This is a genomic window from Halomonas hibernica (assembly GCF_013183775.1).
Taxonomy (GTDB): Bacteria; Pseudomonadota; Gammaproteobacteria; order Pseudomonadales; family Halomonadaceae; genus Vreelandella; species Vreelandella citrativorans.
In genome coordinates, this window is record NZ_VIFN01000007.1 from 84206 (window position 1) to 101606 (window position 17401).

The following is a 17401-nucleotide window of genomic DNA, read 5'->3' on the forward strand; positions in this document are numbered from 1 at the left end:
GCCTCTGCGTCTTGTTTCACCCTAAACCCAAGGTAGTTTTGGTTAGCGCACCAACGCTGGCCGTTTGGGATCAAACTCCCACCCAGGCACTAAGTACTGCATGGCCATGGCATCATTACGCTGAGTCACGTCTAACGACTTATACAAGCGATGAGCCTCCATGAGCTTTTCTTCATCAAGTTCCACCCCTAGCCCTGGCGTTGTCGGTACTTTTAGCTTGCCGTCTCGAATCAAAAAAGGCTCTTTGGTGATACGCTGATCGTCTTGCCAAATCCAGTGCGTATCAATGGCGGTAATGTCGCCAGGGCAGGCGGCTGCCACGTGGGTCATCATCGCCAGCGAAATATCAAAATGGTTATTGCTATGTGAGCCCCAAGTCATACCCCACTCGTTGCATAATTCGCCAACCATGACCGCTCCCTGCATGGTCCAGAAATGGCAATCAGCAAGCGGAATATCCACGGCATTAAGCTGTACGGCGTACTGCAATTGCTTAAAGTCGGTCGCAATCATGTTTGTTGCTGTAGGCAGGCCTGTACGCTTCTTGAACTCAGCCATGGTCTCACGCCCAGAGTAGCCTTCTTCCTGACCGCAGGGGTCTTCTGCATAGCTGAGCAGATGCTTGATTGGCTCCAGCGTGCGTACCGCTTCATCAAGCTTCCATGCACCGTTGGGGTCAAGCGTCAAACGGGCTTCCGGGAATGCTTCATGTAGCGCGCGAATGCAGTCGGCTTCTTCCTCACCACGCAACACACCACCTTTGAGCTTAAAGTCTTTGAAGCCGTAGCGCTCGTAAGCAGCCTTGGCAAGGTTCGCCACAGCGTCTGGGGTCAGGGCTTCCTGATAGCGTACTTCATCCCAAGAATCTTTAGGCGACGTTGCTTTTGGATACGGCAGGTCAGTCTTGTCAGGGTCCCCCAACAAGAACAGATAACCTAGGGCTTCCACTTCGTCACGCTGGCGACCATATTGGCCCAGCAAATCTGCAACAGGCAGTTGCAGCGCTTGGCCGTAAAGATCAAGCAGTGCAGACTCGAGTCCGGTGATGACGTGAACCGCTACACGCAAGTCAAATGTTTGTCGGCCGCGCTCTTCACGACCATTCCTGGCTAGCACCAAGCGGGCGTTATTCAGCGTTTGCTTGATATTATTGATGGTGGAGTCTTCAACGATATCCCGACACTGCTCCAAGCCTTTAAGAATACCAGCACTAGAGGGGATCTCACCGACGCCCTTGTTACCAGCATCATCTTCAAGAATAACGATGCAACGAATAAACCAGGGCGCATGACCGCCGCTCAAGTTAAGCAAAAATCCATCGTACCCAGCAACAGGCACCACTTTCATTGATTTGATTTTAGGAAACATAGTTATTAACCCTAAGCTGATGTCGTTTTATGTTTAGCGTTTTGCCACAGGCTGAATGCCAGGAATAGCATGGCGACGACGAGGAATGCCAAGCTGATCGGTCGGGAGATAAACACTGACCAATCCCCGCCTGATACCAGCAGCGCTCGTCGCAGGTTTGATTCTGCAATGGGGCCAAGGATCAGTCCCAAAATGACCGGCGCAGTGCCAAAGCCGTATTTGTTCAGAAAGTACCCTAGTACACCAAAGGCCAACATCAGGTAAACATTGAAGATATTGGAGTCCACCGCGTAGACACCAATGACGCAGAATACCAGTATCATCGCCATCAAGAGCTTACGCGGAATTTGCAGGATCTTGATAAAGAGTCGGATACCAAACCACTGGAAGAGCATCATGAAGATATTGGCCACGAAAAAGGCGATGAAAATACCGTAGATAACGGCGCCCTGTTCGGCAAATAGCGTGGGGCCCGGACGTATGCCCTGAATCATGAGCCCGCCCATCAACACGGCAGTCGCCGCCTCGCCCGGTACACCAAGCGTTAGCATGGGGATCAGTGAGCCACCAGCCAGAGAGTTGTTGGAAGATTCCGAGGCGATGATACCCTCCGAGTGGCCCTTGCCAAATTTCTCCGGCGTTTTGGACATCTTTTTGGCCTGATCGTAGGACAGAAACGATGCAATGCTGCCACCGGCACCGGGAATCGCGCCAACAATTGTACCGATTGCCGAGCTGCTGAGGACGACCTTCCAGTGTTTAAGCACTTCGAGCCAGCGGGGCGCCGCTTTATCCACTGGTGTACTAGCGGTATCGGGTTTTTCGGTTTTAAAGTAGTCGACTACATCGGCTAGCACTTGTGAGACGGCAAACAGACCAATAAGCGCGGGCAGCAGATTGATCCCCGTCAGTAGCGACATGTTGCCGTAAGTAAAGCGCATGCTACCAACCATGGGGTCCGAGCCGACCGTAGCCAACAGCAAACCAATCAGACCGGCGGCAAGGCCTTTCGCCAGATTTTTGGAAACCGAGGCGATAATGACCAAGCCGAAAATACTCAACGCGAAGTACTCGGGTGCGCCAAAGCGCAGCGCAAATTCAGCGATAGGCGGCGCAAGCACGCTCAGTACTACCGCACTAAATATGCCCCCTAAAAACGAAGCAACGATTGCAATGCCTAGCGCTCGTCCCGCTTGGCCGCTACGCGCCATGGGAAAGGCGTCAAGCGTGGTCGCCACCGAAGAAGGCGTGCCTGGTATATTCAAAAGCGTGGCCGACACCGAACCACCAGCGATGGCCCCGCACAGCGTACCCAGCAGCATGCCGACACCCATTACGGGTGGCATACCAAAGGTCAAGGGCAGCAAAAGCGCGATCGCCATGGCAGCGGTCAGTCCAGGTAGCGCTCCCATAATGAGGCCCAACAGGGTTCCACCTGCAATCGCAAGTAAGACGTATCCCTGGAAAACGAGCCCTAGGGCATCAATGTAATCACTCATGATCAAACTCCGGCGATTCCCAGGGTAGGTAAAATAATGCTAAAGCCTTTGGTGAAAAGCATAAAAATGGCAAGCGAGGTTACGATTGAGAAACCGGCAAGCCCTGCCACCCCTTTTGGAGTCACTTTTCGTTCCTGCTTATTGAGCATTACCAGCACAGAGACCATGGAAAATATCATTAGGGCGGTGGTAATGACGTAGCCTAGTGGCTCCAGTAAAAACGCATAAAGCACTAAAAGACCTAGTACAGCGGTCCAGGCAATGACTGAAACAACCAGACTACCCTTTTGAGGGGCCGCTATGTCTTCGTCACTCGGGCCTTCAGAAATCCTTGGAGCTGCACTTGTAATAATCGTTGTCAATAAGGAGACTAAAAGCATAACGATTAGAAAAACACAGATAGCCTTTGGGAAAAATGCCGGCGACAAGCTGCCGCCGGCTGCACTTCCTCGGATAGAATAACTTTCCATCAGGAAGTAACCCACAAGGCCTATTAGAACAATATGAAACGTTGCTTCTGCAATAGGCCGCTGCATAACTTCCTCACTGAGCCAGTTTTTCAGCTTCTTGAATCATTACCTGAGAGGTGTTCTCGACAAAGGCGTCGAGCTCATCGCCATAAAGCGGCATAATGTCAGAACCCATCATTTCCGCAGCGCGCTGAAATTCAGGGTCTTCAACGGCAGCTTGAATCGCTTCTACCCAGCGATCTTCAGTTTCCTGGCTGATTCCCTTAGGTGCCGCCACGCCACGCCACTGACTGATGTTAAAGTCGTAGCCCTCTTCCAACATGGTGGGGGCATCTGGCAGGGCACCGCTACGCTCTTCGCCAGTGGTAACGATGGCGCTAAGCCGACCAGAATCGATACCTGACACTACTTCAGAGGGGTTCAGAACGACCGCGTCAATATGACCACCCATGGCAGCAGTCACTGCATTAGCACCGCTGTCGTAGGGTACTACCTGGAAGTTAGCACCCAACTCTTCAGCCAGCGCTACGGCCATCACATGCGTTGAAGAACCAACACCGGATGCACCCACCATCAAGGGACGGCCAAGCTCTTCAAGGCCTGCGAGCATCTCCTCAAGGGATGTCCAGCCGTTTTGGCTATTAACGGCCAAAACGTATGGCTCGACCAGTACGCGGGCGATGTACTCGAAATCACTGTAGGTATAACCAACGTTGCCCAGACCTTCTAGAGTGAAGGTGGCATTGGTCGGAATCGTCATGACGTAACCGTCGGGTTTTGCGTTAACGGCGGTTGAGAAACCCACCGCGCCGCCGCCGCCGGAAACGTTACGTACCACGATAGTGGTACCCAGCGCTTCTTCAACCGGGTTCTGCAGCGCACGTACTACGTTGTCGGCACCACCACCTGCATTCCAGGGCACGATAAACTCGATGTTTTTCTCTGGATAGTCCGCATAGGAGAGAGCAGAGGAAAGAGCAGCGGTAGCGACTGAAATAGCCAGTATTGTCTTTTTCATTATTTCCACCTGTTACTGTGAGCGTGAGCGCCCTATTTATCAACGGGCGATTACTTTACTGCCTCAATCAATTTTTCCAGCTGTTTGCGCTCTTCTTGAGCAGGCATTACTAGAGGTGCGCGAACACTGCCCGCCGGACGGCCGACGATATCGGCACCCGCTTTGACCAAACTGACGGCATAACCTGCTTTCTGGTCACGCAGATCGATAAATGGAATAAAGAAGTCGTTCGTAATTTGTTTAACAACGTCTGAGTTACCAGCACGCAGTGCTTTATAAAAAGTTACTGCCATATCTGGCACGAAGTTAAATACCGCAGACGAGTAGGTATTAACGCCAATCGATAGATAAGCTTCTGCAAAGATTTCTGCTGTCGGCACACCACCGATGTAAACCAAGCGGTCGCCTACTTGTTTGACGATCTTGTTAAGCGCCTGAATGTCGCCTTTGCCGTCTTTAAGACCAATTAAGTTAGGGCAGGCATCAGCAAGCATTTGTACAGCTTCTGCGCCCATGATGCCGTTACCACGGTTGTAATAGACCACATTGATGGCGGTGGAATCACAGATCTGGCGGGCATACTCGACCAGGCCATCCTGGGGGCACTCGGTCAGGTACGGAGGCATCAGCAGAATACCGTCAGCGCCTGCTGCTTCTGCAGCATTGGCAAAAACCTTACCTGCTTCCACGCTGAGGCCTGCGCTGGCGATAACAGGCAACTTTCCGTCGACGACTTCAACAGCCACGCGCACAATTTCGCGATACTCATCAAGTGTCAAGTTGAAGAACTCTCCGGTACCGCCAGCAATAAACACAGCAGAAATATCGTGACTGATAAACCATGCTAGCCGCTGGCGGTAGCTCTGCTCGTCAAATTTACCGTTTTCGTCGAAGTCGGTAATAGGAAACGATAACAGGCCATCACTAATTGCTTTAGTTACTTCTTGTTTAGAAAACTTCACGTAAACGCCCTCATGGTTTTAGCGCCACCCACATGGATTTGAACATATACTAGCAGCGCAGATAATTGTCATACATCATACAAGTAACAACTTAAACAACTACGCTTATCCCCGCAAGCATAAAACCCTACGCCTCGACTAAAGTTTAATGCACCGATATTTGTGCTAAAATCTATTAAATTTCGCCAACAGCATATAAATCTTCCGGTTAATTTATAGACTTCAACATTTCTTTTTCCAAAGCGTTCTTTAGCAGCAGACATGGAGAGGCAGCCGTCAGACAGCTGTAAAAATATTGCCTAACCACTGGGGCATACAATAAGTGCAGCTGGCATTGCTGGAGTCAGGCGTGTTGAACAGGGATAAAGGGCATCTCTCCATTGGTCCAATGTCACTGTACGGGTAGCCACCCCGTTGCGTTCAGGGTCACGTAACCGGTGCAGGATTAAATAACACTAGATCGTTATGGATACCCAATCGATCAGCAGCGGCTTGCTTGCGCCCACTCGCCACATCGAGAATCAGATGAAAAAGCTCCCATCCAACGTCTTCAATGCTGGCATCACCCGTGGCGATCCGCCCGGCGTCCAAATCGATAATGTCGTGCCAACGTCTTCCTAACTGTGAATTAGTAGAGACCTTTAGCACCGGCACCATTGCCAAACCATAGGGCGTTCCGCGCCCTGTGGTGAACACCTGCAGGTTCATGCCTGCCGCCAATTGCAGAGTCCCGCAAATAAAGTCGCTCGCCGGTGTAGCTGCAAAGGTGAGCCCTTTACGCCGTAAGCGCTCACCAGGACCAATCACATCCACAATGGGCGAGTTACCCGACTTAATCACCGAGCCAAGCGCCTTTTCAACGACATTACTTAACCCGCCTTTCTTGTTGCCAGGCGAGGGGTTGGCACTACGATCAGCCTGTCCTTGAGAGAGGTAATCATCGTACCAAGCCATCTGTTCAATCAGCGCTTTTCCCACTTCCTTGTTAATAGCTCGCGGCGTTAGCAGGTGGATGGCATCGCGTACTTCCGTGACTTCAGAGAACATCACGCTACCGCCGGCTCTTACGATCAGATCAGTAGCAAAGCCGACGGCTGGGTTCGCAGTGACGCCAGAGAAAGCATCACTTCCTCCACACTGCATACCCACCACAAGATCAGATGCAGGGCAGGTCTCACGACTGCGCTTGTTGAGCCGTTCCAAATGGCGCTCGGCCATGGCTAAAATACCGTCGACCATGTCACCAAACCCTTCAAAGCTCTCATCCTGAAGACTCAGTACGTTGGCTTCCGGATCGGCGGCTTCGCTGTTTTCATAGATTTTGACCGGGCGATCTTCGAGCAGTGTCGAGGGCTGAAGCTTTTCGCAACCCAATCCGATCACCATGATCTCGTTACCGAAGTTGGGGTTCAGCGCAATATTTTTTAGCGTACGAATGGGCACAATCGCCGCCGGTGCGTTGATCGCCACGCCGCAGCCATAGCTATGGTTGAGCCCGACCACATCATCAACATTGGGAAAGCGTGGCAGCAATTCACGCTTGATACGACTGACTACGTAATCCACGGTGCCGGCCACGCACTGAACGCTGGTGGTAATCCCCAGCACGTTCTTGGTGCCCACGCCGCCGTCCGGATTGCGAAACCCTTCAAAGGTATAGCCTTCGAGCGGTTCGGAAGCTGGCGCCTGTCGCGTGGCCAACGAGAGCTCGTCAAGGCCTGGGGCCGTCGGCAAGCGCACATTGGTTTCATTGACGTGGCCGCCACGCTCGATAGCCACCACGGCGGTGCCGATGACCTCGTTATAGCGAATCACTGGGCTATCCTGGGCAATCGCTGTCAATGCCACCTTGTGGCCCTGCGGAATAGGCATCAAGGTAGTACACCCCTCGCTGATACTCACACCTTCAGCCACCCCGCCCTGCTCAATCACAATGGCAACATTATCGTTCGGATGTACTTTAATTACGCGCGAATTAGTCATTGTTTGAGCCATGGTGTTTTCCTGAAACGATGTGCGGGCCCGAGGCTTGGCTTAGCTCCATTTTTTGGCGAGCACGAGACCTGATGCCCATGATGATTGCAAACACCACAGAGGCAGCGATCAAACCCCACAGCACCATCGCAATCGGGCTTTTAGTGAAGAAGACTGAGTAGGTGCCAAAGGACTCAAGGCTTTTTACAAAATATACTTCGGCCTGACTTCCCAGAATAAAGCCGATGATTAGTGGCGCTATTTCAAGGCCGATTTTCTGAATCAAATACCCCAGAACGCCAAAGATAAGCAGAGTCCAAACATCGAACATGATGCCGTAATTAATGGCGTAAGCGCCCACTACGCACATCATCACAATAATGGGATAGAGAATATGCTTGGGCACCATTACCACTTTGGCAATGTACTTGATGGCAAAGAACATCAAAAAGAACATCACGACATTGGCAAGCACCAAAGCCGTCATCATGACGTACCATGTTTCATGATTTTCCGGGATGAACAGCGGCCCGACCTGTATTCCCTGTAGTGTAAAGGCGCCAATCAGTACTGCCGTGGTAGCATCACCTGGAATGCCAAGCGAGAGCAGGGGGATGAGCGCACCACCGGTCAGCGCGTTATTAGCAGACTCCGAGGCGATTAACCCTTGTGGCGCTCCTTTGCCCATCTGAGACGAGTTACGTGCCAGGTTTTTCTCTTGGGTATAGGCGAGAACGGAAGCGGCACTGCCACCCACGCCCGGCAACATCCCCACAAAAGTGCCAATAAAAGAAGAGCGTGTCAGATTCGTCAGGCTGCCCTTAAAGATAGACAGCGAAAACCCACCTTCTTTACCAATTTTAATACGTTGCCCAGCGACATCGCGTTTTACGCCTTTTTCAGCCTCCAGCAAAATGGTGGAAATACCGAAAATGCCGATTAGCACCGGTAGCAGCGAGAAGCCTTCAAACAGGTAAGGTTCCATGAAGTCGAACATCAGCCGCGTATGACCATTACCACCGTCAGAAATGCTGTAATCGCCAATGAGGCTTAGCCAGACGCCAATGACGCCGCTAAATATACCGATCAGCATGCTATTTGAAAGAGAGGCAATAACGCTCAATGCCAGCAAGATAATCAGGAACTTCTCTACATAAGAGAATTTGATCGAAAAATCCGCCAGCAGTGGCGCAAACAGGAACAGTACGGCTGCGCTAATAAGACCGCCAATGACAGAGGCAATGACACAAATGCGCAATGCCTTTTCACCCTCCCCTTTACGCGCCATAGGGTAGCCGTCGAAGGTGGTGGTTATCGAAGAAGGCGTACCGGGGATATTCAGAAGTACCGCTGGTACCATACCGCCTGAAATTCCGCCCACATAGAGGCCCAGCAACAGTGCCAAGCCATGGTTCAACCCCAAAGCATAGGTAAGTGGCAGACAGACAGCGACGGCCATGGTAGCCGTCATGCCTGGGATCGCGCCGAAAATGATACCTACAAGGGTGCCAAATCCAACGAGTAGAAAAAAAGTAAAATCGAGAACTGACAAAAATTCCATGGCGGTACTCGCGTCGGTTATGGCAGTGTGATGGTGAATAGCTTGGCGAGCACAAACCAAGCCAGCGTAGGAGCGACAACAGCATTGATGACGACAATAACGAGGGCTTTTTTCGTCCACTCATGCAGATAAAGTAGCGACATGAGAAGTACAAACGCTATTGAGACAAACAGAAAGCCATAGCCCGTATAGGGGAACAGATCACCGACAACCGCCATCAGATAAAAGTACGCGGCTATCAAAGCAAAGGTGCCGAAGAAACGAAAATTGTCTCTTGATTCACCAATAATGGGTAAAGTGCGCTCTCCTCGCTTAACCGCAGCCATAAAGGGGGCTACCTTGGTTATTAGAATCAAGGCAAACAGCCCACCCAGAATCCAGTGGATAATGGTGGGAAAGAATAAGTGTGAAGTCCCGAAATCTATCGAAACACTAAACAGACCTGACTCCATATTTACTCCAGAAGTATTAACACAGCGTGCGTATAAGTAAGGTATATACGCTTGGCCCCTACCCATGCTCAGCGCATGGATAGGGCGCTAGTAACAAGCTACTAGCGCCCGCCCGTTTAGTTGATGTTGCTGATGATGTCTTCGTAGCGGAACATTTTCTCTTGAAGGTATTCAGAAGCCTCTTCTGAAGGCTTGAAGTCAGGAATAAAGAAGGCATTCAGCTGCGCCTCCTGAATGCTGCCTTCGTCATATATTGCAACAAGCGCCTCATCAATCTGATCTACGATACCTTGGTCCATCTCTTTGTTGTAAATGAAGAAGAACTCTTTATCGAAGGTAAAGTTTTCGTCTTCACCCATGGTGACATTCACATTAGGCTCGACGTATTCAAGAAGTTGCTCGCGGGTCGTCTGGCCAAGCCCCTCTTCCGGCGCCTGCTCGATAGTGCCTTGGCGTGCCGTCAACCATACAAAGCGCATGGCTTTCTGGTCATCTTCGGGTAAACGGGTGTATTGCTCATTGGCCTGGACACTGCCATTAATGACATCGGCTTGACCGTCAAACAGTTGCTGATTTTTATCAGACTGAGAGCCCGTATTAACGGCTACCAGATTGTCTTCCTGTCCCGGGTGCTCAATAGCAATGGCGTTTTTCAATGCACTGAAGCCAATCTCGGAAACGCCGCCGGGCTGGATAGCTACGCGCACGGTTTCGCCGTTACCTACCGCCTCGATGATATCGTCGAGTGTCTCATAAGGAGAGTCTTTGGCCACGAGATAGGCGTTACCGGGGTTGATCGCGATAGTCGGCCCAATCGTGTACTTTTCAAAGACATCGTCATAGCCTTGCACGCCATAGAGATGACCAAGATAGGATTGGTCATGAAAGATCATCAGGGTATTGCCCCGAGAATCCCTATCCAGCGTGCGAAACGCTGAGCTTGCGCCTACGGCATCAACCTTCATATTTAAACCGAGGTGCTCGGCTAGACGATCAACTACGATGCTGGCGTTTTGGTAAGTGTCGCCACCAGTAGAAGTAGAGCCAATTACGACGCGGATATTGCCTCGCATCTGGGCCTCTTGTGCCATGGCAATGCCAGAGTGCATGGCTAATGCTGCAATCAAGCCAGCAGAGCCAACGCCCATCATTGTTTTCTTTGATAGCAACATAAATTCACCTTTTGCGTTCATTGTTGATTTTATCGGTTTGAAGATACTTATTCGTTGGCACTATCAAAAAACTGCTCCAACGACTTCTGCCATCGATTCAGCACACCTATCTTTACGAAAACCAAGCATTCTTCACAAACCTGCGAATACAGCCGCATCAACTCATTTCACAAGCTAATAAGTGATTAGTTAAAACCTTGAGAGCAGAGTCGCCTCTCACACATGGCTCTATTACGGCTTATCGTCATACATCATACAAACAAACATTATTGCCAAGTACCGAGTGTCGCAAGGTTTATTGCTTAAATTGAGACCAAAGTTTTAACTACACATAACATAGACTTTTGTCTCAAGAAAAAATAAAAAACTATCAAAACAAACGGTTGAACACAGAGTGCAGTGCAGCAAATATAAGCAGCAAAACTATTAGCCATGCTCCAGAAAATAGTGCATGTTGACCCACAGCTAACCAACAGACCCAACAATAACAGTGCAAGCTCATGCGTTAGCCTAGACAGCACTTAGTGGGAGGCTGCGAGCTACTCCAGGAGTAAGCGCTAACGTAGTGGCGGTGACGGAGCTTTAAAGCCAGACATGTGACCATGGGCTTTAGCTTTGGGATTACACGTCAGTTCACCAGCGAACGGCTAAAAAACATCCAATTCCTGGCACCCTGAGGCTTTTTTTATATTGTTTGTGAAACCCTTTTTCATTCAACAATGTAAGCACTCATCTACTCAATCTGTAAGCCATTACTTACAGTCCATCGTCTTTTACCTACAACGTTAGGACTAGCGCCAATCCTCAAAAGCGCCTACTATCCTCCGCCGCAGCCAATGCTGCGACGCACAACCAAAAATTCTCATAACAAGAACCGTTGTTAACTCCCCTGCTAACAGGAGTGCATGCTATGCAACACTCAATGACTCAGTACCCGGCCACTAATGCGGACATTATGGAAGTATGGGCACAGCACGCGCTTGCGCAGCGCGCAGCGTTTGATGCCTTTGCCGCTTATCTTTGTGATTACTAAAGTCCGCGGCTGTTTACCCCCTATCAACGCCTCCCCTTGGAGGCGTTATTTTTTGTACATGAGCAGTCGATTCAAGCCATCCATCAGCCAACCACTAGGTAGCGTCGCTTTCAAGCGCTGCTAAATAAGCCTCCTGCAGGATATACATCCGCTTTACGTCTCGGTATTTGCCGTTGATAAAGAACTCCTGAACCAGATGTCCTTCTTCGATGAACCCACTCTCTTCATAAAGGTGAATCGCCTTAACGTTCTCCACTGCGACGATGAGAAACACCTTATGAAGGTTCAGGATGGTAAACGAGTAGTGCAGGGCCTGGCGGATCAGCGAGCGTGCAAACCCTTTTCCCTGATGGTCCGGAGTAATAATGATTTGGAACTCTGCGCTGCGATGGATGTAGTCAATTTCAATCAGTTCCACCAAGCCAATCGCCGTTCCGGTGCTGTCTTCCGCTACAAAACGTCGCTCGGCATTATCATGGATATGTTTGTTATAAAGCTCCTCCAGCTCATCAAATGATTCGTAGGGCTCCTCAAACCAGTACGACATAATACTTTGATTATTATTAAGTTCATGCACAAAGCGCAGGTCACCGCGCTCAAGGGCACGTAAAAATAGCAAGTGGTTCATGGGCGCTGATCTCATCGTGTAACGACAATGTGGGGTGGTAATATCACATAGCCCGTTACGTGGCTTAAATATGGCGTTTAAACGAAAATAACTCTGCCAGCGGATGCGGTTTTCCTTCAATTAAAGCGCGCAGTAGCTTGGCCCCTATCATGCTGTAACTAATGCCGTTTCCGCCGTACGCCATGGCAAAGTGCACGTTTGGCCCATGGGAATCATGAGGACCAAAATAAGGCAGTCCATCGCATGTTTCGGCAAACGTGCCCGCCCAACTAAAGGTAGGATTAATCGTTAACGACGGCCAGAGCGTCTTGACCTTGTCTGCCAACCCCTCGGCTTTTTCCAGTACTCGTTCATCGCGGCGCTTGGGAATATCCTGCTCATCATCATCACCGCCCACCAGCAGCCTTCCCTCCTGAGTCGTGCGCAGGTAAAGATAGGGCCGCGCAGACTCCCAGACGAGGGTATGTTTAAGCTCGCCCAGCATGTCAGGCGTTAGCGGGTCGGTAACGAATGCGTAGCTGCTCCGGTTTTTAGCCACCGGCTTAGGCAGCCACGCTTGAGACTCATAGCCTGCGGCCACCACAACCTGCTGACAGTTGAGCGTTGCGCCGTTCGTCAACGTAAGCGCTATATGCTCACCGTGCTGGGTCATGCGCTCCACCTGGGTACGGTCGTATACCTCGCTACCCCGCGTGGTTATCTTGCCAAACAGCTGATAGACCATTCGATAAGGGTCCATGCGTGCGGCAAGCTCGGTTAAAATAGCGCCTGGCGCATCAAAGCCGTAGCGTTCCAAAAGCGTTGCCCGCTCAAGCCACTTGGCCTTAAAACCATTTTTCTGACGCAGCCAAAGTTCCTCTTTCAACGACGCTACGTCTTCCCCACTGCTTGCATAATAGAGGCTTTGCTGGCGTTCAAACTCCACATCCTCCAGTTCAAGCGCCAAGGCTTCAAGCTCAAAAATTGATTCGGCACACGCTCGATAAGCAAGCACCGCGTTTGCCTCGCCGTAACGCTGGGCAAGCTCGGTCATATGGGTATCAATTTCATACTGCAGCAGTGCGGTACTGGCGGCCGTGCTTCCCCAGCCTATATCACGGCGCTCAACCACCACCACGTGATGGCCATGCTGGCTTAGTTCATTGGCAATCAGCGCCCCGGTTATGCCGCCGCCGATGACGGCCACCTCGCATTGATGGTCATGGGTTAGCTGTGGGAAAGTAGCCAACAAACCGTTCTTTACTGTCCAAAACGGATAGCCGCTTTTAAGATCCATCATGTTCCCTTTGCAACGCCTTTATCGGTAGCTTTAACACTAGTGGGTTAACGTAGAAATCACTTATTTATAAAGGAAATCTTTATGATCGATTTACGCAGTGACACGGTCACCCGACCCGATGCCGCCATGCTAGAAGCCATGATGAGTGCGCCTGTTGGTGACGATGTCTGGGGCGATGATCCTACGGTCAATGCGTTTCAGGAGCATCTTGCCACCTTAACCGGCAAGCAGGCGGCACTGCTGTTTCCAAGCGGCACCCAGAGCAACCTGGTGGGCCTAATGGCGCATTGTGAGCGGGGTGATGAGTATATCGTTGGGCAGTCAGCCCACACCTATCGCTATGAAGGGGGCGGCGCTGCGGTGTTGGGCAGTATTCAGCCACAACCAATTGAAAATGCCAGTGATGGCAGCCTGCCGTTAGAGAAAATCAGCGCAGCGATTAAAGCCGATGATGTTCACTTTGCCCGCACGCGTCTCTTGGCGTTGGAAAATACCATCGCCGGTAAAGTACTGCCCGAAACCTACGTTCATCAAGCCACCGAGTTTGCCCGTTCACGAGGTTTGGCAACGCATCTGGACGGCGCGCGGCTTTTTAATGCGGCCGTTGCAAGCCAAGTGCCGCTTGAACAGCTGTGCCGCCCCTTTGATAGCGTTTCACTGTGCTTCTCAAAAGGGATGGGGGCACCGATCGGCTCGGCGTTGATAGGCCCACGAGACTTCATCGAGCGCGCCCGCCGCTGGCGTAAGGTAGCGGGAGGCGGTATGCGCCAGGCAGGAATCATAGCCGCCGCCTGCCAGTATGCGTTAGATAACAATATTCAGGACCTGGCCGACGACCACCGCCGCGCAGCACGCCTGGCCGAAGGCTTGGCCCTGCTTCCCGGTATTGAGGTGACGTCTCAAGCCACCAACATGCTGTTTGTACACATTTCGGAAGAGCACCTTCAGCCTCTTTCAACATGGCTTAAACAGCACGATATTTTAATTGAGCTTTTATACGCCACGCGTCTTGTCGTGCACCGCGATATCAATGATGCCGATATCGAAAAGGTACTCGACGTGATGGCCGCTTACTTCAATCAACACCCTTAGGCGTAACGCTTAAGCGCGTAAGCCTCATAAACGCCGCAGGCCCCACATAAAGTAGGCGCCGCCAATCAACGAGGCAACAAGGCCTGCGGGAATCTCATACGGAAACATAATCTGGCGGCCGACCCAGTCGGCCAGCACCATGAGCAACATTCCGATCAATGCGGCGCCAACCAGTTGCTGCCGAGCGCGGGAAAAACCCACCAAACGCGCCATGTGCGGTGCCAGCAGGCCGATAAACGAGAGCGGCCCGACGACCAGCGTGGCACACGCGGTTAACAGTGCCACCAGCAGCAACAGCCCCAACCGCGCTCGGTTCAGGGACACACCCAGCGCTTGAGCCATCGGCGCGCCCAACGGTAGGATGTCGAGCCAGCGGGTAAAAGGAAGGGTTATCACTGCCAACACAGCGGCGATGCTTCCCACCACCACCGCACTGGTCACATCCACGTAATACGTAGAGCCTGCCAGCCAGGCAATAACCTGCTGCCCTCGCGGGTCGCCGCCCGCCAGCAGCACGCTACGCACTGCATCAAACAGTGCGCCAATTGCAACGCCGCTAAGCAACAGCCGCTCAGGCACAAAGCCACTACGGCGATTCAAGATCACTAGCACGGCCAGTGTGGTCAATGCCCCCAGGGTCCCAATGCCGATCAGCGCTGCGTTGCTCGGTGCAGGCAGCACGTAAATACCCAGGATCAACGCAATCGCGCAGCCCCCACTGATACCCAGCACTTCGGGGCTCGCCATAGGGTTAGCGGAAAGGCGTTGAAGCACTGTTCCGGCGATGGCTAACATCAAGCCACTGGCTGCCGCGGCGATGACTCGGGGCAGGCGCCACTCCATCACCTGCCAGTGGGCCGGACTAATCCACTCCCAGCCGTTAGCGCCCAGGCCTGACAGCAGTCCCAGGCACACTGCCATTGATAACGCGATTAAAAGCCCCATCGCCAAGCGGTACGGCATTGGATGACGGCTTACCAGCATCCCCGGGGGTTGCGGAGGCCTGTCCCCCTGAAGCTTCAGCCGAGGAATGAGCCATAAAAGCAGCGGTGCACCCAGCGCGCCGGTAATGGCGCCGGTGGGAACCAGCGTCGTCAGCATGCCCGAAAAGCGCTGTAGTAGAAGATCCGTGGTCGCCAGCAGTACCGCGCCCAGCAGCGTCGACCAGAGTATGCGGCTGCCTAACCGGCGTGCCCCGGCCATGCGCACAATATTGGGTGCCGCCAAGCCAATAAAGCCAATAATACCGACAACGCTGACCACGCTGCCGGTAATAAACACCGCAAGCCCGAGCCCAGCAAAACGCAGATATTTAAGCGAGATACCCAAGCTCTTGGCGCTGGCATCGTCAAGTTCCAACACAGCCAGTGGGCGTAACAACAGCCCTGCGGCCACAGCACTGATGGCCAAGTGGGGCCATAAGGTGGCTACCCCACTCCAGCCGTTCTGGGCAAGCGACCCCGCCCCCCAAATCAATAGCCCCGCCAGCGTCTCATGGTTGAACAGCAACAGCGCGGTCGAAAGTGCGCCCAAATATAGATTAACCACCAACCCAGCCAATACCACGACCACAGGCGCTAGCCCACGCCGCCAGGTCAGCGCAAACACTAGCCCAACGGCTAAACCGCCACCGATTAACGCCACCCACTCACGTCCGATGACCAGCAGCCCTGGCGCCATCAACGTGGTAGCTAGCAACGCCAGGTTAGCACCCGATGCCACCCCAAGCGTAGTGGGTGATGCCAGCGGGTTTCGCAGCACCTGCTGCATCAACACACCCGCCAGCGCCAAACCGCCGCCAGCCAAAAGCGCCACGCCTATTCGTGGCCACCAAGCATAATAGAGTAACACCTCATTGGTACTTCCAAACGAAGGCGCCAGCAGTGCCTGAAACCCGGAAACAATACCGCCCTGAACATGAAGGCTAATGCCGAACAGCACCAACAGCGGCAAGCTAAGTAACCAAACGGCCTTGGCAGGCGACATACGGCACGCTTTTTGAAGGACGGCTGCACTTAGCATGGCAGGTTATCTCGGATAGTCGTCCACGCTTGGGCGGTGGACGCGATAGGCAGCACGGTCATTTAAGCGCCTTGGCTTTTTAATCAGTCATGGGTGAATATAAGCGCGTGATTTTAAATGATAACGATTAGCACTACAATTGATGCCCTCGTTAGTGAGCCCTCCGCAGGGCTGTAATAGCGTGTCATCAAAACAGTTAATGAACCGAGAACGATAATAATGGCCGACATAACCTCCCCTGCTGCTCTAACAAACCCTCACTCCTGCTGGCGAGACAGTGCTACGCGCTATGGCCTCATAAGCCGCACTCTGCACTGGATAACGGCCGCTATCGTACTGCTTCAGTTCAGCGTTGTGCTGGCGTGGCGCGGGTTTGGCGAAACGCCCCTCACCTTACTGCTATCAAGCATCGGCCCCCACGGCTCGTTGGGCGTTATACTTTTAGTGATAACGTTACTGCGTGCGGACTGGGCATGGCTAAATCGCCAGCAGCGTCCTTCGTATGCGCCTGGGATAAGGGGTGCGCTAGCGCATGGCGGGCATGTCACGTTGTATGCACTGCTGATCGCGCTACCCACGCTTGCCATCTTGCGCCAGTACGGCAGAGGCGGTGCGTTGGATGTCTACGGCCTACCGCTTTTCAATGCAGCCGAGCGCGAGATCCCATGGATGATAGCGACAGCCAACGCACTACATAGTCCGCTCGCCTGGCTGCTTTTAGCGCTGGTGGCTGGGCACGTGATAATGGCACTTATACACCGTACGGTGCTCAAGGACGGTGTGTTTTCCCGGATGGCCAGCCCGCTTTCGTGATAGACAGCCGTTTGTGCGAAGCGTTGGAGCAGCGCTACTAAATGATAACCATTAACGA

At 52.3% G+C, this 17401-nt stretch carries 15 protein-coding genes; 3 read left to right on the forward strand and 12 right to left on the reverse strand.

What is annotated here, in order from left to right; genetic code table 11:
* Window positions 1-42: 42 nt before the first annotated feature.
* The 9 genes from FKN99_RS11995 to FKN99_RS12035 form a co-directional block, all read right to left on the reverse strand.
* Window positions 43-1368 carry an enolase C-terminal domain-like protein gene (locus tag FKN99_RS11995; RefSeq protein WP_172118069.1) on the reverse strand — a complete coding sequence of 442 codons (1326 nt, stop codon included), beginning with the start codon at window positions 1366-1368 and terminating at the stop codon, window positions 43-45.
* Window positions 1369-1379: 11 nt separating this feature from the next.
* Window positions 1380-2867 carry a tripartite tricarboxylate transporter permease gene (locus tag FKN99_RS12000; protein WP_172118070.1) on the reverse strand — a complete coding sequence of 496 codons (1488 nt, stop codon included), beginning with the start codon at window positions 2865-2867 and terminating at the stop codon, window positions 1380-1382.
* Between the two features lie 2 nt (window positions 2868-2869).
* The gene (locus FKN99_RS12005) at window positions 2870-3403 is read right to left on the reverse strand and encodes a tripartite tricarboxylate transporter TctB family protein (RefSeq protein ID WP_172118071.1); all 534 of its coding nucleotides are present in this window, start codon (window positions 3401-3403) and stop codon (window positions 2870-2872) included.
* A gap of 7 nt (window positions 3404-3410) precedes the next feature.
* Window positions 3411-4355 (reverse strand): Bug family tripartite tricarboxylate transporter substrate binding protein, encoded by a 945-nt coding sequence (locus tag FKN99_RS12010; RefSeq protein ID WP_172118073.1) that lies wholly within the window; start codon window positions 4353-4355, stop codon window positions 3411-3413.
* A 50-nt stretch (window positions 4356-4405) separates the two neighbouring features.
* Window positions 4406-5317 (reverse strand): 5-dehydro-4-deoxyglucarate dehydratase, encoded by a 912-nt coding sequence (gene kdgD / locus FKN99_RS12015; RefSeq protein ID WP_172118074.1) that lies wholly within the window; start codon window positions 5315-5317, stop codon window positions 4406-4408.
* A 426-nt stretch (window positions 5318-5743) separates the two neighbouring features.
* On the reverse strand, window positions 5744-7312 hold the full coding sequence (gene garD, locus FKN99_RS12020; RefSeq protein WP_172118076.1) for a galactarate dehydratase: 1569 nt from the start codon (window positions 7310-7312) through the stop codon (window positions 5744-5746).
* Entirely contained in the window at window positions 7293-8852 is a 1560-nt protein-coding gene (locus FKN99_RS12025) for a tripartite tricarboxylate transporter permease (RefSeq protein WP_172118078.1), read from the reverse strand. Before FKN99_RS12025 ends, garD begins: the two co-directional genes overlap by 20 nt.
* Window positions 8853-8869: 17 nt before the next feature.
* The gene (locus tag FKN99_RS12030; protein ID WP_172118080.1) at window positions 8870-9304 is read right to left on the reverse strand and encodes a tripartite tricarboxylate transporter TctB family protein; all 435 of its coding nucleotides are present in this window, start codon (window positions 9302-9304) and stop codon (window positions 8870-8872) included.
* 116 nt (window positions 9305-9420) lie between these two features.
* Window positions 9421-10476, reverse strand: a complete 1056-nt coding sequence (locus FKN99_RS12035; RefSeq protein ID WP_172118082.1) for a type 2 periplasmic-binding domain-containing protein — start codon at window positions 10474-10476, stop codon at window positions 9421-9423.
* A 910-nt stretch (window positions 10477-11386) separates the two neighbouring features.
* Here FKN99_RS12035 and FKN99_RS18010 point away from each other — a divergent pair.
* Complete coding sequence (locus FKN99_RS18010; RefSeq protein ID WP_264757783.1) at window positions 11387-11509, forward strand: hypothetical protein; 123 nt, start codon at window positions 11387-11389, stop codon at window positions 11507-11509.
* A gap of 94 nt (window positions 11510-11603) precedes the next feature.
* Here the strand turns inward: FKN99_RS18010 and speG are convergent, their stop codons facing one another.
* Both speG and FKN99_RS12045 read right to left on the reverse strand, forming a co-directional pair.
* A complete protein-coding gene (gene speG, locus FKN99_RS12040; RefSeq protein ID WP_172118084.1) occupies window positions 11604-12137 on the reverse strand; it encodes a spermidine N1-acetyltransferase in 534 nt (177 codons plus the stop codon).
* Window positions 12138-12201: 64 nt separating this feature from the next.
* Window positions 12202-13416, reverse strand: a complete 1215-nt coding sequence (locus FKN99_RS12045; protein ID WP_253927036.1) for an NAD(P)/FAD-dependent oxidoreductase — start codon at window positions 13414-13416, stop codon at window positions 12202-12204.
* An 81-nt stretch (window positions 13417-13497) separates the two neighbouring features.
* Between FKN99_RS12045 and ltaE the strand changes: the two genes are divergently transcribed.
* Window positions 13498-14508 (forward strand): low-specificity L-threonine aldolase, encoded by a 1011-nt coding sequence (gene ltaE, locus FKN99_RS12050; RefSeq protein ID WP_172118085.1) that lies wholly within the window; start codon window positions 13498-13500, stop codon window positions 14506-14508.
* A 24-nt stretch (window positions 14509-14532) separates the two neighbouring features.
* On the opposite strand, the gene fhuB is transcribed toward ltaE, so the two are convergent.
* A complete protein-coding gene (gene fhuB / locus FKN99_RS12055; RefSeq protein ID WP_172118087.1) occupies window positions 14533-16530 on the reverse strand; it encodes a Fe(3+)-hydroxamate ABC transporter permease FhuB in 1998 nt (665 codons plus the stop codon).
* 219 nt (window positions 16531-16749) lie between these two features.
* Between fhuB and FKN99_RS12060 the strand changes: the two genes are divergently transcribed.
* On the forward strand, window positions 16750-17343 hold the full coding sequence (locus FKN99_RS12060; RefSeq protein ID WP_172118089.1) for a cytochrome b: 594 nt from the start codon (window positions 16750-16752) through the stop codon (window positions 17341-17343).
* Window positions 17344-17401: the final 58 nt, after the last annotated feature.

Bases quoted from the DNA above. Each gene is read 5' to 3' on its own strand.
- FKN99_RS11995 (WP_172118069.1), bottom strand. From the start codon at position 1,368: ATGTTTCCTAAAATCAAATCAATGAAAGTGGTGCCTGTTGCTGGGTAC.
- FKN99_RS12000 (WP_172118070.1), bottom strand. From the start codon at position 2,867: ATGAGTGATTACATTGATGCCCTAGGGCTCGTTTTCCAGGGATACGTC.
- FKN99_RS12005 (WP_172118071.1), bottom strand. From the start codon at position 3,403: ATGCAGCGGCCTATTGCAGAAGCAACGTTTCATATTGTTCTAATAGGC.
- FKN99_RS12010 (WP_172118073.1), bottom strand. From the start codon at position 4,355: ATGAAAAAGACAATACTGGCTATTTCAGTCGCTACCGCTGCTCTTTCC.
- garD (WP_172118076.1), bottom strand. From the start codon at position 7,312: ATGGCTCAAACAATGACTAATTCGCGCGTAATTAAAGTACATCCGAAC.
- FKN99_RS12025 (WP_172118078.1), bottom strand. From the start codon at position 8,852: ATGGAATTTTTGTCAGTTCTCGATTTTACTTTTTTTCTACTCGTTGGA.
- FKN99_RS12030 (WP_172118080.1), bottom strand. From the start codon at position 9,304: ATGGAGTCAGGTCTGTTTAGTGTTTCGATAGATTTCGGGACTTCACAC.
- FKN99_RS12035 (WP_172118082.1), bottom strand. From the start codon at position 10,476: ATGTTGCTATCAAAGAAAACAATGATGGGCGTTGGCTCTGCTGGCTTG.
- FKN99_RS18010 (WP_264757783.1), top strand. From the start codon at position 11,387: ATGCAACACTCAATGACTCAGTACCCGGCCACTAATGCGGACATTATG.
- speG (WP_172118084.1), bottom strand. From the start codon at position 12,137: ATGAACCACTTGCTATTTTTACGTGCCCTTGAGCGCGGTGACCTGCGC.
- FKN99_RS12045 (WP_253927036.1), bottom strand. From the start codon at position 13,416: ATGATGGATCTTAAAAGCGGCTATCCGTTTTGGACAGTAAAGAACGGT.
- ltaE (WP_172118085.1), top strand. From the start codon at position 13,498: ATGATCGATTTACGCAGTGACACGGTCACCCGACCCGATGCCGCCATG.
- fhuB (WP_172118087.1), bottom strand. From the start codon at position 16,530: ATGCTAAGTGCAGCCGTCCTTCAAAAAGCGTGCCGTATGTCGCCTGCC.
- FKN99_RS12060 (WP_172118089.1), top strand. From the start codon at position 16,750: ATGGCCGACATAACCTCCCCTGCTGCTCTAACAAACCCTCACTCCTGC.